The 16,864-nt window shown below is 75.2% G+C and carries 7 protein-coding genes; all 7 read right to left on the bottom strand.

Annotation, left to right across the window (positions count from 1 at the left end):
* Positions 1-125: 125 nt before the first annotated feature.
* From CLT72_RS06975 to CLT72_RS07005, 7 genes are read right to left on the bottom strand one after another with little or no spacing between them, the layout of a single operon-like run.
* The gene (locus CLT72_RS06975) at positions 126-344 is read right to left on the bottom strand and encodes an MbtH family protein (protein WP_101410118.1); all 219 of its coding nucleotides are present in this window, start codon (positions 342-344) and stop codon (positions 126-128) included.
* Positions 341-1,657 carry an aspartate aminotransferase family protein gene (locus CLT72_RS06980; RefSeq protein ID WP_101410120.1) on the bottom strand — a complete coding sequence of 439 codons (1,317 nt, stop codon included), beginning with the start codon at positions 1,655-1,657 and terminating at the stop codon, positions 341-343. Before CLT72_RS06980 ends, CLT72_RS06975 begins: the two co-directional genes overlap by 4 nt.
* Positions 1,654-5,214 carry a CocE/NonD family hydrolase gene (locus tag CLT72_RS06985; RefSeq protein ID WP_158241983.1) on the bottom strand — a complete coding sequence of 1,187 codons (3,561 nt, stop codon included), beginning with the start codon at positions 5,212-5,214 and terminating at the stop codon, positions 1,654-1,656. The genes CLT72_RS06980 and CLT72_RS06985 overlap by 4 nt, the downstream gene beginning before the upstream one ends.
* A gap of 29 nt (positions 5,215-5,243) precedes the next feature.
* On the bottom strand, positions 5,244-6,839 hold the full coding sequence (locus tag CLT72_RS06990) for an MBL fold metallo-hydrolase (RefSeq protein ID WP_101410124.1): 1,596 nt from the start codon (positions 6,837-6,839) through the stop codon (positions 5,244-5,246).
* Positions 6,836-7,867 (bottom strand): LLM class flavin-dependent oxidoreductase, encoded by a 1,032-nt coding sequence (locus CLT72_RS06995; RefSeq protein ID WP_101410126.1) that lies wholly within the window; start codon positions 7,865-7,867, stop codon positions 6,836-6,838. Before CLT72_RS06995 ends, CLT72_RS06990 begins: the two co-directional genes overlap by 4 nt.
* On the bottom strand, positions 7,864-10,308 hold the full coding sequence (locus tag CLT72_RS07000) for a beta-ketoacyl synthase N-terminal-like domain-containing protein (RefSeq protein WP_101410128.1): 2,445 nt from the start codon (positions 10,306-10,308) through the stop codon (positions 7,864-7,866). The genes CLT72_RS06995 and CLT72_RS07000 overlap by 4 nt, the downstream gene beginning before the upstream one ends.
* Positions 10,305-16,853 carry a non-ribosomal peptide synthetase gene (locus CLT72_RS07005; RefSeq protein WP_101410130.1) on the bottom strand — a complete coding sequence of 2,183 codons (6,549 nt, stop codon included), beginning with the start codon at positions 16,851-16,853 and terminating at the stop codon, positions 10,305-10,307. Before CLT72_RS07005 ends, CLT72_RS07000 begins: the two co-directional genes overlap by 4 nt.
* Between the last annotated feature and the right edge of the window lie 11 nt (positions 16,854-16,864).

Genomic DNA, 16,864 nt, shown 5'->3' on the forward strand with positions numbered 1-16,864 from the left:
GTTACCGGAGCCCACGCAAACAATTACTGCCCGCCGCTTTCCGCTCGCGGGAAGTGACCGGGCACGAATGGAGGGCGGGCCCGACCGGACGGACCCGCCCCGCACGGCCGGAGTCCTGACGCCCCCTACCGCGTCCCGCCCGCCATCGCCCGGCGCAGGCTCAGCGGGCGCATGTCCGTCCACACCGAGTCGATGTGCTCCAGGCACCGGGCGCGCGGCCCGACGAAGCCCTCCTCCCGCCAGCCCGCCGGGATCTCCCGCCCGTCCGGCCAGACCGAGTACTGCTCCTCGTCGTTGACCACGACCCGGCAGACGTCGGCCGGCTCGGTCTGTTCCACGCTCATCGTTCTCCTCCTCGCACCCCGGACACCTCGGTCAGGGCCCGGTCGATCCCGGCGATCCCGGCGGTCAACTCCTCCTCCGTGATGGTCAACGGAGGGAACAGGTGCAGCCGGTTGCCCGCCGCCAGCGGCCAGACGCCCTGCCGCTTGCACGCCGCCAGGACGGCGGCCATCTCCGGCGCCAACGACCCCGGGGCCGCGTACGGCGCCAGCGGCTCGCGGGTCGCGCGGTCCCGGACCAGCTCGACGGCCCAGGCCAGGCCGACGCCGCGGACGTCGCCGACGACCGGGTGACGCTCGGCAAGCCCGGCCAACGCCGGGGCCACCACGTCGCGGCCGAGTACGGCCGCCCGCTCGACCAGGTTCTCCTCGCGCAGCACCCGCAGCGCCGCCACGATGGAGGCGCAGGCCAGCGGGTGCCCGGAGTAGGTGAGCCCGCCCGGGTAGCGGCGGCGGGCGAAGTGGGCGGCCACCGCGCGGGACAGCAGCACCCCGCCGACCGGCACGTAGCCGGAGTTGACCCCCTTGGCGAACGTCATCAGGTCGGGCACCACGCCCCACAGGTCGCTGGCGAACCAGCGGCCGCACCGCCCGAAGCCCGTCATCACCTCGTCGGCGATCAGCAGGATGCCGTGCTCGTCGCAGAGCCGGCGGACGCCGGCCAGGTAGCCGTCCGGCGGCACCAGCACGCCGTTGCTGCCGACCACCGGCTCGACGAGGATCGCGGCGATCGTCTCCGGCCCCTCGTATCCGACGAGCCGGCGCAGGTGCGCCAACGCCCGCTCGCCCTCCTGCGCGGCGTTCTCGGCGTGGAACTCGCTGCGGTACGGGTACGGGCCCATGAAGTGCACGGCGCCGCCGCTGGCCGTGTCGACCGGCCAGCGGCGGGGATCGCCGGTCAGCGCCAGCGCCCCCGCCGTGGCCCCGTGGTAGGACCGGTAGGCGGCGAGCACCTTCGGCCGCCCCGTGACCACCCGCGCCATGCGCACGGCGTGCTCCACGGCCTCCGCCCCGCCGGTGGTGAACAGGACCGTCTCCAGGTCCCCCGGGGCGACCTCGACGATCGCCCGGGCCGCCTCGTCGCGGACGTCGACGGCGAACGACGGCGCGATCGTGCACATCCGGCCGGCCTGCTCACGCACCGCCGCCACCAGGGCCGGGTGCTGATGGCCCAGATGCAGGTTGCCCATCTGGGCGTGCAGGTCGAGCCAGCGGTTGCCCTGCTCGTCCCAGAACCAACTGCCCGCGCCGCCGGCCACGCGGACCGGATCGATCTCCTCCTGCGCGGACCAGGGATAGAAGACCGGCCCGGTCACGACGCCTGCCGTTCGCGGACCAGGTCGACCTGCTCGCCCAGCGTCGGCGCCGCGAACACGTCCTGAAGGGACAACCGGACCTGGTACGCCTTGCGGATCCGGCTGATCAGGCGGATCGCGAAGAGCGAGTCGCCGCCCAGGTCGAAGAAGTCGTCCCCGGGGTCGACGCCGTCGACCTTGAGCAGGGCGGCCCAGATCTGCCCGAGCTGCTCGAGCACCTCGGAGCGGCCGTCGTCGCCCGCCGGGCCGGACGGCGCGGCGGGCGGCTGCGCCGTGTCCGGGGCGGCCTGCGGCGGGTCGGTCGGCTGCCCGGTGGCGGCGGGCACCAGTTCCAGCCGTCCCGCCGCGCTCCACCGCACGGTGGCCCCGGTGTCCCGCATCCGTGCCCCCGGCGTCCCGGCGTACGGGTCGTCGACGTCGCCCGCCCCGGCGATCCAGAGCCGCCCGGGGGTGTTGACCGGCACGGGCCGCGCGCGGTCGTCGAGGACGTAGCAGCGGGCCACCGCCGGCAGGTCGTCCCGGCCGACCAACTCGTCCGGCAGCCGCGCCGGGTTCCAGCCGTCGAGCACGGTCCGCAGCTCCCGGCGGGGCATGGCGGACACCTCTCCCACCGGCCGCTCCTGGTCGGAGACGAGCTGGTCGAGCACCGTCAGCAGGGAGTCGAGGATCCGCTGGACGGTGGCCCGGTCGAACAGGGCGAGGCGGAAGTCGAGGCTGCCCACCATCCGGTCCTCGCCGACCTGGTTCACGGCCAGCGCCAGGTCGTACTTCGCCGAGGTCCACTCCGGCGGTTCCAACCGCAGCGCCTCGACCGCACCGAGCCGGAACCGGTCCGGCACCGCCCGACCGAAGCGGACGGACACCTGCACCAGCGCGGAGACCGCCGGGTCCCGCCGCAGGCGCAGCTCGCCGACCAGCGTGTCGAAGGGCACCCGGCGCAGCTCCAGCGCGGTCAGCACCGCGCCGCGTACGTCGTGCAGGAACTGGGCCACGGTGGCGTCGGAGTCGACCCGGATCCGCAGCGGCAGCAGGTTGACCAGGCAGCCGATCAGGTCGCGGGTCGACTCGTCGTCGCGTTGCAGGCTCGGCGTGCCGATCAGCAGGTCGTCGCCCGCGCCGTACGCGTTAAGGGTGCGGGCGAACGCGGCGGTCAGCAGGGTGAACGGGCTGGTCCGCGCGGCGGCGGCCGCCGCCACGAGCCGGGCGGCGAGGTCGTCGTCGATGGCGAAGCGCACCGACCCGCCCCGGTGGTCCAGCACCGGCGGCCGGGGCCGGTCCGTGGGCAGGGTGATCACCTGCGGGGCGCCGTCCAGGTAACGCCGCCAACGGGCGAGCTGGTCGGCCGCGCCGGGCCCGGCGAGCTCGGCCTGCTGCCGGCGGGCCACGTCCGCGTACTGGCACGGCACGTCCGGCAGCCGGACCGGCTCCCCCAGCGCGTACGAGGGGTAGAGCCGGGCCAGTTCGGCGAAGAAGATCTCCGCCGCCGTCGGGTCGGCGGCGACGTGGTGCACCACCAGCAGCAACGCCGTCCGGTCGGCGGGCAGCAGCACGGTCGCCACCCGGATCGGCCACTCCCGGGCGAGGTCCCACCGGCGGTCCCGCAGGCCCGTCACCCGCTCGTCGTTCGCCCAGCCGTCGCCGGAGGAGTCCCTGAGGTCGAGCCGCGCGATGCCCAGCGGCGTCGCCGGGTGGATGCGCTGGACCGGCTCCTCGTCGATCTCGACGATGGTGGTCCGCAGCGCCTCGTGCCGCCGGACGATCTCGTCGACCGCCGCGTGCAGCGCGCCGGTGTCCACCGGCCCGGTCAGCTCGACCGCCGCGGCGAGGTGGTACGCCGCCCCGCTCGTGCCGGCCTGCTCGGCCAACCAGATCGCCCGCTGCGCCACCGAGAGCGGGGCGGTGACCCCGTCGACCGCGTCGTCGGCGTCCCGGCGTTCGGACGCCACCGCGCGGGGCAGCTCCAGTGTCGGGGCGGCGTCGGCGTCGTGGCGCACCGTCAGCACCGGCGCGACGTCGCGCACCACGGTCAGCGCGTTGTCGGCGTCCGCCCCGGTGATCGCCAGCCGGATCCGCTCGCCGGCCGCGAACCGGTAGGCGATGGGGTGCAGCTCGATCTCCAGGCGGGCGGCGCCGTCGAGCTGGCCGCAGCCCTCGGTCACGTACAGGGACGTGCCGTCGGGGGCGACCGACTCGAGGAAGGCGAAGACGTCCGCCGGACCGTCGGAGACCCGGGCCGCCAGGCGCAGCAGCGGGGCGCCGACCAGCTCGACCGCCTCGGTCAGCGGCGCCGAGGTCCAGCACAGCGCCCGGGTGTCGTTGTCGGTCATGTCCGGCCGCTGGAAGGGCGAGCCGTAGCCGCTGGCCCACCGGCTGGTCTTGCCGGACGTGGTGGCGTAGTCCACCTCGTACCGGCGGGCCTCACCGACCCGGGGTTCCGGTCCCAGCTCGCCGGCCGGGCCGAGGTGCCAGGTGCCGGTCGTCGCCGGCTCCGGCGGCCAGGACCGGGCGGTGCGCCACTCGTCGGCGCCCAGCACGTGGTACCGGACGGTCGGGGAGTCCATGATCCCGGTGTCCCTGCCGCGCAGCCAGTGGTCGAACCAGCGCACGTGCTCGTCGGCCAGGTTGTAGCCGGCGCCGCCCAGCACGCCCCCGGTGTGCGGCCAGGGACCGATGACCACCCGGTGCGGCACGGTCAGCCGGCGGGCCCACTCGGTCGCGTCGCGCGCCCAGACGTCGTGCCAGCCGCCCAGGTGGTAGACGGCGACCCCGGAGGCGTTGATCGCCTCCAGCAGCTCCGACGGGCTGCGGGTCAGGTACGCCGCCTCGCCGGTGTCGGCCAGCCGGGACTCGCGTGCGGGCAGGCCGGCGAACATCGTCCGGACGTCCCGGTTCGCCACGTGCTGCTCGCGGGCGGCGGCCAGCAGGAGACCGTCGGGGTCGTCGTCGAGGGGCGCGACGGGACCACGCAGGTCGAGGTCGCGCACGTCCTCGCCCCAGGCGCGGGCGAAGTCGTCCCGGAACACCCCGCCGTCCCAGGCGAAGCGGTGCAGGTCGAACAGCGCCATCTGCGGGAAGATCGCCACCAGGTGCGGTGGGGCGGTGCTCGCCGCCAGGTACTGCGACACCCCCAGGTAGGAGCGGCCGAACATGCCGACCCGACCGTCGCACCAGGGCTGGGCGGCGATCCACTCGGTGACGTCGTACGTGTCGGTCGCCTCGGCCGCCCCGAACGGACCGTCGCTGGTGCCGAACGACGCGCCGCTGCCGCGGCTGTCCACCACCACCACGACGTAGCCGCGGGCCAGCAGGCGCTGCGCGATCGGGAAGGCCCGCAGCGTCACCTCCCCGGGGGCCACCTCGGCCACGCCGAGGTCGTCGATGTCGGTGAGGTCGACGTCCGCCAGTTCCGCCCGTACCACCGCCAGGAAGTCGTCGCGCCCGGGGCGCGGCGACACCTGGTGGTAGCGGTCGTGGGCCCAGACGGCCGGCGCGGGCTCGCGCTGGCCGACCGGCCGGAAGACGTACGCGGCCAGCCGGGTCCCGTCGCGGGTGGCCACGTACTGCGAACGGCAAGTCCAGGTGCGGCTCATGCCAGGTCGGCCCGTCCGTAGAGTTCCCGCGCCGGCACCCCGACGTCGGCGCAGCGCTGGAAGAACTCCGCCATCTGCTTGAGCTGGTACGACTCGTCGGTGTAGTTCGTGGCCATGACGAACACCAGCCAGGGCTCGCGGCCCATTGCGTACACGTACGCCTGCCGGGCCCGCAGCCGCCGCACGATGCCCATCGCCTCGACGGCGTCGGAGCCGTTGAGCTTGCGGCTGCGGCTCATCTTCTGGTCGATGCGGCGGGAGAAGAGCGGGCCGTACATCCAGGACAGCGGGGCGCCGTCGCACTCCATGCCGAGGAACGCCATGTCGACGTCGCCGATCATGTCGTGGATGTGGCCGAACAGGGCGGGGTCGACGCAGCGGTTGTCCGCGCCGAAGTAGAGGTTCTTCCCTCCGGTACGCACCGAGTAGGTGACCTTCGCGGCGATGTCGAGGTCGCAGTGCTCGCCGACGAACGGGCACACCACGATCTGCCCGTCGGGCAGCTCGATGGTCTCGCCCGGCTCCACGTCGACCACGTTGGGGAAGCCGAGCGCCTCCAGGCACAGCCGCAGCGACGGGTCCTGCAACGCCCCGGCGGCGGTCTTCGGCACGACCACCGTGCCGATGCGGTGCCGCAGCTTCAGCAGGGTGGCCAGTTCGAGGTGGTCCTGGTGCCCGTGCGTGATCAGCACGTAGTCGATGACGTCGGGCAGGTCGGCGTACGCGTACCGGTCGCCGTCGCCGAGGGCGTCGGACAGGAACGGGTCGGTCATCACGGTGACTGGGCCGGACTGGACGACCACGCAGGCGTGCCCGAAGTAGCGCACCCGCAGCCCCGGGCCGTCCAGGTTGCGGTCGGGGCTCCCGCCGGGCTCGGCGGAGAACAGCCCGCTGAAGGTGGCCAGGTCGGCGTCGGAGACGTCGAACGCCTCCCGCAGCTCGCCGAACGGGCGGGCCGTGGTCATGGTGGAGAAGAGCAGGTCGATGCGGGGGTCCCGCAGCGGCATGGTGGCCTGCACGTGCCCGTTGCCCGGGAACCGGGGCGTGGTCATCGCGAAGGGCCGCTCGTCGCCGGTGGCCAGCGACAGGTCCACCGAGTGGGCGGTCTCGTCGAAGTGCCGCGACCGGTAGAGCATCCGCTCGGCGAGCCGGATCCGGGCGTGGTCGTTGAGGTCGTAGACCAGCTCGACGTAGCCGCGCAGGGCCGGCGGGATCTCGCCGTAGCGGGGCGTCAGGTCGAACCCGTCGGCGAGCTTCTCCAGGTTGACCGTCAGCTCGTCCATCGCCGCCGACAGCTCCGGCATGGGTCCGTCGGCGAGGCGGGTCGCCAGGTCGGACACCCCGTCGAGCTGGTCGTCCTCCAGGTCGACGAACATGCCGCCGCGCAGCTTCGGGTCGCGCGCCGAGCGGCGGTGCAGCGCCGGTGCGTCGAGGAACGAGCGCAGCAGCGGTACGTGCAGCTTGGCGAAGTTCATCGCCGCCGGCACCGGCGACACCAGGTTCAGCCAGGCGTAGTACCGGTGGATCAGCGGTTCCAGCGCCAGGTTGGGCCGGGCGTGGACGAGGTCGTGGCTGGCGAAAGGCTGGTTCATCGCGCTCCCTCGGTCGGGTCGACCCGCAGTCGGTCACGGACGCTCCGGACGACCGTTGCGAGGTTGTGGAAGTCTTCGTCGTCGGTGGGGGTGTCCAGCACGAACGTGCGTACCCCGGCCCGGATCATGGCCAGCAGCCGCTCTACGGCGCCGGCGTGGTCGGCCACCAGGTACGGCCCGTCCGCCTGGCCGGAGCGGAACGGCGCGAGCCGGTACGCCGGGTCGACGGTGACGGCGCCGTGGCCCGCCTCCGCCTCGGCGAAGAGCCGCTGCTTCCAGACGGAGTCGGTGTTGGCCATGGTAACCGCGGTGATCTTCGCGCCGTCCGGGTCCTCCGGGAAGCGGGCCTCGGCGACCCGCTCGGTCTCCTCCGCCGTCGCCCGGGTCAGCAGCCCGAAGTTCAGCGCGCCGGCCGGCGCGCCGTCGGCGTCGGGCCGGGCCGCCGTGAGCATCTGGATGCTGGTGGCGCCCACCCGCTCGGCCACCTGCCGGGCCGCCGGGGACTGCCCCGCGACGAACAGCCGGGGCAGCAGGTGCGCGGGCAGGCCGGGGGTGAGCTGCAACCGGGACACCTGGTAGAACCGCCCGTCGAAGCTGAACGGGCGGCGGCTGCCCAGCACCCCCATCATGATCTCGACGTACTCGGCGAGGCGCGCGTACCGGTCGTCGTGGTCCAGCCGGTCGCCGAGCGCGTCCAGGTCGCTCACGGCGGTGCCGGTGATCAGGTTGAGGTCGATCCGCCGCTGGTAGAGCAGGCCGAGCGAGGCGACCATCCGGGCCGCGGTGAACGGGTGCTGGTAGACGGGGTTCACCGCGACCAGCGGGCTGAGCCGGGTGGTGCCGGCCGCCGCGGCGGTCGCCAGGATCCAGGGGTCGAGCACCGCGCCGCTGCCGGTGAAGATGAGCACCCCGTCGAGGTCCGCCGCGTCGGTGCGGCGGATGACGGACATCGCCGTCTGCGAGTACTGCGTGAGGTCCCGTACCCGGGGGACCACGGTGATGAAGCTGACGTCGGACACGGGGCTCACGCTCCCTCTTCGGCGACCGCGGCGAGCGCGGCCCGGATCTCCTGCGCCTCGCGCAGCTTGCCGTCGATCACCGCGGCGAGCGCGGCGACGGTGGGGGTCTCCAGGAACACGCCGAGTTGCAGCTCGACGTGGAAGGCCTGGGCGAGGTCCCGCAGCGTCCGGGCGGCGTTGAGCGAGTCCGCGCCGAGCATCAGCAGCGAGTCGTGCAGCCCGATCCGGTCCACCCCGAGCCGGCGTCGCCACACGGCGGCCACCGCCTCCTCGAGGACCGTCCCGGCGGCGGGCTGGGCCTCGGCGGCCGGGGCCGTCGGCGCCGTGCCGGTCACGGGCGCCACGGCCACCGGGTCGACCCAGTGCCGCGAGCGCTGGAACGGGTACGTCGGCAGGCCGACGCGACGCCGCGACGCGCCCTCGTGCAGGGCGGCCCAGTCCACCTCGACGCCCCGGCGCCACAGCTCGCCGAGTGCGCCGAGCAGCCCCCGGAGGCTGCCGGCGTCGTCGGTCAGGGCCAGCGTCGACGCCTCGGCCGGTCCGACGGCCAGCGTGACGGCGGCCTCGGCCGGCGTCCCGGCCGGCGCGGGCGGGTGGCCGCCGGCACGCAGGGCGCGCCCGGCCTCCGCCACCGTCCAGCGGCCGTCGACGACGGCCGCCGTCACGGCGCCCGCGCCGTGGCCGTGGACGGCGGCCGGGGACACGCCGCAGGCGGCCAGCAGCCGGGCGAGCGCGAGCTGCCCGGTGACGGTGGCCGCGTCGGAGCCCGCCGGGGCGGGGCCCCGGTCGAGGCCCAGCTCGCCGGCCGCCCGGTCGACCTCCGCCCGCAGCCGGGGCAGGGCGTCGCACAGCGCGGCCAGGTCGGGGCAGGTGGCACCGAACGCGTACGCCACCGGGGTCGCCTCGGGCGACGCCTCCGCCGCGCCGACGGCGGACAGCGCGCGGGCCGCCTCCCCGGCGTCGGCGGCCACCACGAAGGCCCGGTGCCGGAACGCGCGCCGCCCGACCTGGCTGGTGTAGGCGATGTCGGCGAGGTCCTGCTCCGGGTGCCGCCCGAGGTGCTCGGCGAGCCGGTTGGCGGCGGCGGCCAGCGCCTCGCCGCCGGCCGCCGAGACGGTGAGCAGCACGGCGGGCGGGTTCGGCCCCGGCGGCGCGGGCGGCGGCGCCTGTTCGAGGATGACGTGCGCGTTGGTCCCGCCGACGCCGAACGAGCTGACCGCGGCCCGGCGCGGCCCCGCCCCCTCCGGCCAGTCCCGCAGCATGTCGTTGACGCGGAACGGCCCCCGGTCGAGCGAGGTCTGCGGGTTGGGCTTGCGGTAGTGGATCGACGGCGGCAGCTCGCCGTGGTGCACGGCGAGGACCGCCTTGATCAGCGAGGTCACGCCGGAGGCGGTGTCGAGGTTGCCGACGTTCGGCTTGACCGAGCCGATGGCCCACTCGGCGCCGGGGGCGGCGGGTCCGTACGCCTCCTCCAGGGCGGACACCTCGATCGAGTCGCCCATCAGCGTGCCGCTGCCGTTGGCCTCGACGTACTGGATGGAGTTCGCCTCGACGTCGGCGACCCGCAGCGCCCGGCGGATCACCCGCACCTGACCCGGCCGGCCGGGCGCCACGAAGCTGACCTTGCCGGCGCCGTCGTTGTTCACCGCCGAGCCCTTGACCAGGGCGTAGATCCGGTCGCCGGCGGCCTCGGCGTCCTCCCGGCGGCGCAGCACCACCACGCCCGCGCCGTCGCCCAGGTGGTAGCCGGCGGCCTCGGCGTCGAACGCCCGGCAGCGCCCGTCGGGCGAGTTGATGCCGTCGGCCTCGTGCCGGTAGCCACGCGGCACCGGGTTCTTGACGCTGACCGCGCCCACGATCGCCATGTCGCACTGGTAGTCGAGCAGGCTGCCGATCGCGTGGTGCAGCCCGACCAGGGCCGACGAGCAGTTGGTCTGCACCGTCATGCTCGGCCCGGTCAGGTCGAGCTTGTACGAGATGCGGGTGGCCAGGTTGTCCTTGTCGCTGGCGACGGCCATGCCGAGGCGGCCGGCGGAGTCGACCAGCTCCTGCTGGGGCAGCAGGTGGTAGAGCAGGTACTGGTTCAGGCCGCAGCCGGCGTACACGGCGATGTCGCCGGGGAAGCGGCGGCTGTCGTAGCCGGCGTCCTCCAGCGCCTCCCACGAGCACTCCAGCAGGATCCGGTGCTGCGGGTCGATCAGCGTCGCGTCGGTCGGCGAGTAGCCGAAGAACTGGGCGTCGAACCGGTCGGCGCCCTCGATGCCCGACCACATCGGCACGTACGCCGGGTCGGTGCGTTCCGCGGCCGGGACGGCGTCCAGCTCGGCGGGGGTCAGCTGGCGGCCGGCGTCCACACCGTCGCGGAGCAGCTCCCAGAACTCGGCGACGTTCGCCGCACCCGGGAACCGTCCGCTCATCCCCACGACGGCGATGTCCATCTCGCTGCTCATCGACTTCCCACTTCCTGGATTCGCTGGCGCATCAGCCGGCGGCGGTTCGCCACCTGCTCGGTGCGGTCGGGACCGGGGTCGGCGGGCGGTTCCGCCGCCGGGCGCGCGGGCTCGCCGAGGTGCTCGGCGAGCTTGCGCACGGTGGTGTGCTCGTACAGGTCGACCAGCGGGAACTGCCGGCCGATGAGCTCCTGGAGGCGGATGTGCACCTGCACCAGGCTCAGCGAGTTGCCGCCGACGTCGAAGAAGTTGTCGTCGAGCCCGACGGCGCCGACGCCGAGGACGTCCAGCCAGACCTCGGTGACCTGGGCCTGGAGCCCGCCGCCGCCCGCCGTGGGCGGCCGGGCCGTGGCGCCCGCGCCGAGGCGGGCCATCGCCTCGGTGGCCTCGGCCGCCACGGCGCGTCGGCTCACCTTGCCGGTCGCCGTGGTGGGCAGCTCGTCGACCAGGTGCAGCAGCGGCACCATGAACTCCGGCAGCCGCTGCCGTAGGTGGGTACGCAGGTCGTGCAGCAGGTCCCGCCGGGCGGTGGCGCGCAGCGGGTCGTTGGCCAGCTCCGACCACCCGCCGCGCCGGGTGCCCGGCGGCGTCCAGCCGACCGCGTCGTCGGGCCGGCCCGCCGGCCAGAACCGCAGGTCCATCGCGTACGGGTCGCGTTCGGTCGACGGCACGACCGAGGTGCGCCGGCCCAGCGCCTCGCCGATGCTCCAGCAGTCCTCCGGGTCGACCCCGGCCGGCAGCCCGCCCGCCGGGCGCGTCACCGGGTCCGCGTCGGCGAGCCCGGCCAGCCGGCGTACGGGGCCGGCGACCGTGACCAGCCGCGCGTTCGGCACGCCGCGCACCTCCACCGGGCGGTTGCGGTTGCTGCGCAGCAGGCTGCGCAGCCGGGCGACGTCCAGGGCGTCGCCGGCCCAGTCGAGCCGCAGCGGGTCCAGCGGGTCGGTGGCGGGGCGCTGCGGGTCGGCGCCCACGTGCAGGACGACGTCGTAGCGGAACGCGCTCAGCTCGTTGGCCTGCCGGCCGCGCTTGAGGTGCAGCTCCACCCCGGTCACCCCGGGCAGCCAGTCCGGCGCGGTGAGGAACAGGTCCGGTGCCAGCACCAGTTCGTCGTCGGCGAGCACCCGGGCGGCGACGCGGCGGCGCAGCTCGCCCACGGTCAGGCCGGGTTCCGGTTCGGCGCCCAGCTCCACCGAGGCGTGGAACACCTCCAGCAGGTCCAGGTCGCGTACGTCGCCGAGGTAGATCCGCCCGCCGGGCGCGGCGGCCGTGACCGCCGCGCGCAGCACCTCGCGCAGGTAGTCGTGGTTGGGGAAGTACTGGGTCACCGAGTGCAGCACCACGGTGTCGAAGCTGACGGCCTCGATGCCGGTGACGTCGTCGGCCTCGCGCAGCAGCAACGTGACGGAGCCCCGGTCGATCCCCTCGGCGTCGAGCCGCTGTTCGAGCACCCTCAGGCCGGCGGCGGAGAAGTCCGTGCCGACGTACGTCTCGCAGTCCGGCGCCAGCGCCAGCGTCAGGTTGCCCGTGCCGCAGCCCAGCTCCAGCAGCCGGCGGGGGCGCAGCTCGCGGATGCGCCGGACCGCCTGGTCGATCCACTCGCCCATCTCGACGTCGGTGAACGGCGCGCCCGTGTAGCTGCTGGTCCAGATCGCCTGCTGGGCCTCCTCGGCGGGACCGGCCTCGGTGTACATCCGGTCGTAGAGCAGCCGCCAGTCCGACACCCGGTTGGTGGCCGGCGCCCCGCCCGGACCGACGCCGGTCGAGGCGGGGGACCCGCTGCGCTGCCGGGGCACGACCGCCGCCACGATCCGCTGTTCCCCGCCGCCCGGCGCCTCGGCGAGCGCGGCCACGGCGGCGGCCACCCCGGGGTGGGCCCGCAACGTCGCCTCGATCTCGCCCAGCTCGATCCGGAAGCCACGGACCTTCACCTGGTGGTCGGCCCGGCCCAGGAACTCCAGCCGCCCGTCGTGGCTGAACCGGCCCCGGTCACCGGTGCGGAACAGCCGCTCGCCGCTGCCGTACGGGTCGGGGACGAACCGCGCCGCGGTCAACGCGGGCTGGTCCAGGTAGCCACGGGCCAGGCCGGCCCCGCCGACGTACACCTCGCCGGCGAAGCGGGGCGGCACCGGCCGCAGGGCCTCGTCCAGGACGTACACCCGGGTGTTGCCGATGGGCCGACCGACGCTGCCGACCCGCTCGGGTCCGGTGACCACGTCCAGGGTCACGTCGGCGGAGATCTCCGACGAACCGTACAGGTCGACCAGGACGCAGCCCGGCAGGGCGGCCAGCCAGCGCGCGGCCAGGTCCGGGGTGAGCGCCTCGCCGCTGGAGTGGCAGTAGCGCAGCGCCGACAGCCGCTCCCCGGCGTCGGGGACACCGTCGAGGATGGCCCGCAGCAGCGACGGTACGGCCACCAGGCGGGTGACCCGGTGCCGGGCGAGCAGGTCGACCAGGCGGACCGGGTCGCGCCCGACGTCCTCGGGCACCACGACGAGCGGGGCGCCGGCGAAGAGCGGGAGGAACATCTCGCCGCCGGAGTCGAAGAAGCTCAGCGAGGTCTTGTGGCTGCCCACCTCGTCCGGCCCCATCGGGAAGCGGTCCATGATCCACCGCTGCCGGTTGACGATGCCCCGGTGCAGGCCGAGGACACCGCGCGGGGTGCCGGTCGACCCGGAGGTGTAGACGACGTAGGCCACGTCGTCGGGGTGGGCCGTGGGCCGCGGGTCGCGGTCGTCCTCGGCGGCGAGCGGCTCCCCGGCCGGGTCGACCACCTCGACGTCGGGCAGGTCGGCGGCCGCGTCGGGGGCGGCGACCAGCAGCCGGGCCCCGGAGTCGGCGAGCATGAACCGCAGCCGGTCCACCGGGTACGACGGGTCGAGCGGCACGTAGGCCGCACCGGTCTTGAGGATCGCCAGCACGGCGGTGAGGCTGACCGTGGAGCGGGGCACCAGCAGGCCGACCCGGGTGCCGCGGCCGGCGCCCAGCCGGATCAGCCGGTGGGCCAGCCGGTTGGCCGCCGCGTTCAGTTCGGCGTACGTCAAGCGGGTGGTGTCGTCGATCGCGGCCGGCGCGTGCGGACTCCGGCGGGCCTGCTCGGCGACGATCTCCGGCGCGCAGCGGTCGGTGTCGTAGTCGGCCGTGGTGTCGTTCCACTCCACCAGCACCCGCCGCTGCCCCTCGGCGCTCAGCAGGGGCAGTGCGCCGACCGGGGTCGCCGGCGCCGCGACGGCCGCGGCGAGCAGCGCGGTCAGCGCCTCGGCCAGCACGCCCACCGTGTCGGCGTCGAACAGGTCGGTGCTGTAGTCGAAGGTGCCCAGCAGCTCGCCGCCGTGCTCGCCCAGGTAGAGGGAGAGGTCGTAGTAGGTGGCCCGCTGCCGCACCGGCCGGTTGCGTACCCGCAGCCCGGCCCAGTCCCCCAGCGCCCCCTCGTGGTTGAGCACCATCGGCGCGAGGCCGAGCCGGTCGGTGCCGCGCCCGTGCTGGTAGGCGAAGGCCGCGCTGATCAGCGCGCCGCGGCTGGGGTCGGCGGCCTGCCCGAGCCCCTCGACGATCCGCCCGAACGGCACCTCGGCGCGGTCGGAGGCGGCCAGCACCGCGTCGTGCGCCGCCCGGGCCAGGGCGCCGAACTCCGGGTCGCCCGACAGGTCCACCGGCACCGCCAGCGGGTTGACCAGGTAGCTGACCAGGTCGGCGAAGCGGCCCCGGACCCGGCCCGCGTGCACGAAGCCGAGCGGGAACTCCGCCTGGCCGGCGTAGCGCGACAGCACGGCCGCGTAGCCGGCGAAGAGCACGGCGGTGCGGCTGACCCCGTGCGAGGCGGCCAACGCGTCGATCCCGGCGCACAGGTCGGGGCCGAGCCGGAAGGCGTGGGCGGCGCCCCGGAACGTGCGCACCGACGGGCGGGGCCGGTCGGTCGGCAGGTCCAGCGGCACGAGGTCGGCGACCTGCGCCTGGCACGTCGCGGTCAACTCCCGGCCGGCCGCGCCGTCCAGGAAGGAGCGCTGCCAGGCGACGAACTCGGCCGGGTGGGCGGTGGGCGCCGGTGGCGCCGCGTCGTCCCCGGCGGCGTGCCGGCCGTAGCCGGTCGCCAGGTCCTCGACCAGCACCGCCAGCGACCACACGTCCATGACACTGTGGTGGGTGCACAGCAGCAGCGTGTGGCGGTCCGCCGCCTGCCGGAACAGCACGGCGCGCAGCAGGGGCGGGCCGTCGAAGCCGACCCCGAGTTCCGCCTCGATCTCGGCGTCGAGGCGGCCCGCCGGCCAGTGGGTCGCGTCGCGTACGTCCAGCGTGATCTCGGCGTCGCCGACCACCCGCTGGGTGACCTCGGCGCCGGCGTCGTCGTAGCGGGTCAGCAGGGCCGGGTGCCGGACGCCGAGGTCGCGCACCGCGCGGGCCAGCGCGTCGACGTCCAGCTCGCCGTCGACGGTGACGGCGCGGGACAGGTTGAGGTTGGCCGGGTCGTCGGCGAGGGCGCCCTGGAACCAGATGGCGCGCTGGCCGTACGACAGCGGGTAGGGCCGGTCGGCGGCGGGCGCGGCGGCGGGTGGGTCGGCCGGCGCGGGCGCGGCCGGCAGCGCGGCGGCCAGTTCGGCCACCGTGCTGTCGCCCAGCAGGTCGGTCAGGGACGGGCGGACGCCCCACTCCCCCTCGATCAGGTGTTGCAGCTCCACGGCGCGCAGCGAGTCGAACCCCAGCTCCGGCAGGGTGCGCTCCGGGTCGATCCGCTCCGGGTCGACCTCGATCAGCCCGCCGGCCAGGACCCGCAGCCGCTGCGCCTGCGCCGGCGCGGCGGCCGGCGCGGGGCGCGCGGCCGGGCGCAGGGGGTCGTCCGCGACGATCGTGGCGCTGCCCGCGGCGTACGCCCGGGCGCAGTCGCCCCGCCGCGTCTTGCCGCTGGTGGTGACGGGGATGGTGCCCGGCGGTACGGCCAGCACCCGGTGCAGGTCCAGCCCGTGCACCGTCACCACGGCACGGCGGGCCGCCTCGGCGATGGCCGGCGCCTCGTCCGACGCCTTGTCGGAGCGGGTCTCGTACCACAGGACCACGGCCTCGCCGACGCCGTGGCCGTCGTCGGCGACGTCCACACCGAACGCCGCGATCCGCCCGCCGAGGCGGGGGCAGGCGGCGCGGACGGTCTGCTCGATGTCGTCCGGATAGTGGTTCTGGCCCCGGATGACCACCGTCTCCTTGATCCGGCCCCGCACGTACAGGTGCCCGTCCTGCTGGAAGCCGAGGTCGCCGGTGCGCAGGTAGGGGCCGTCGGCGGGGTCGTCGCCGAGGGTGGCGTGCAGCGTGCGGGCGGACTCCTCCGGCCGGTTCCAGTACCCGTCGACGACGCTGCCGCCGCGGACCCAGATCTCGCCTGCGGTGCCATCGGCGACGGGCTGGCCGGCCGCGTCGACGATCCGGACCTCCGCCTCGGGCAGGATCTCGCAGCCGACGACCTCCGTGCCGGGGCGGGCGGCGGCGGAGGCGGTCGGGTCATCGTCGGCCACGGTGGTCACGACGGGGCGCTGCGGGCGGGCCCGCCCGGCGACCAGGAGCGTCGCCTCGGCCAGCCCGTAGCAGGGCAGGAAGGCCCGCTCGTCGAAGCCGTGCGGGGCGAACGCCTCGGCGAAGGCGCGCAGGGTCGCCGCGCGTACCGGCTCCGCGCCGTTGAAGGCCACCCGCCAGGAGCTGAGGTCCAGGGCGGCGCGGTCGGCCGGGGCGACCTTGCGTACGCACAGGTCGTAGGCGAAGTTGGGCCCGCCGCTGATGGTGGCCCGGTAGCGGCTGATCGCCTCGAGCCACCGCACGGGCGTACGGATGAACGTCGCCGGGTCCATCAGCACCGTCGGCACCCCGAGGTACACGGGCGTCAGCAGGGTGCCGATCAGTCCCATGTCGTGGTGCGGGGGCAGCCAGGAGGCCATCACGGTCTCGTCGTCGAAGGCGAAGGAGCGACGGATGGCCCGCAGGTTCTCCAGCAGGTTCGCGTGGCTGACCATCACGCCCTTGGGGGTGCTGGTGGTGCCCGAGGTGTACTGGAGGAACGCCAGCCCGCCCTCGTCCACCACCGGCTGCCAGCCGGCGGGGGCGGCGTCGAGGGACTCGATCTCCAGGACCGGCAGCCGGCGACCGGGCATGAGCGTGCCCAGGTCGACCGCGGCGGTGACCGCGCGGGCGGCCAGCACGGCGGTGGCCTGCGCGTCGTCGAGGATCCGGCCGACCACCGGGGCGCTGGCCCGGTTGAGCCGGGCGGCCAGCGGCACCGGCACGGTGCCGGCGTAGAGGCAACCGAAGAAGCCGGCGAGGAAGTCGACGCCCGCCCCGACGAGCATCAGCACCCGGTCCCCCGGGCGGCAGTGCCCGGCCAGGGCCGCGCCGACGCGGCGGGCCCGGGCGTCGAGCGTCGCGTAGTCCACCGTGTCGGTCGAGCCGTCCTCGGCCACCAGGTGCAGGGCGGGGCTGCCGGGCTGGAACCGCGCCTGGTGGGACAGGGCGGCGCCCAGGTTGACGACGTCCGTCGCCTCATGGGTCAACGCGCCGGTGTGCTCGGTCATCTGGCTCTCCA

The organism is Micromonospora sp. CNZ309, from assembly GCF_002846525.1.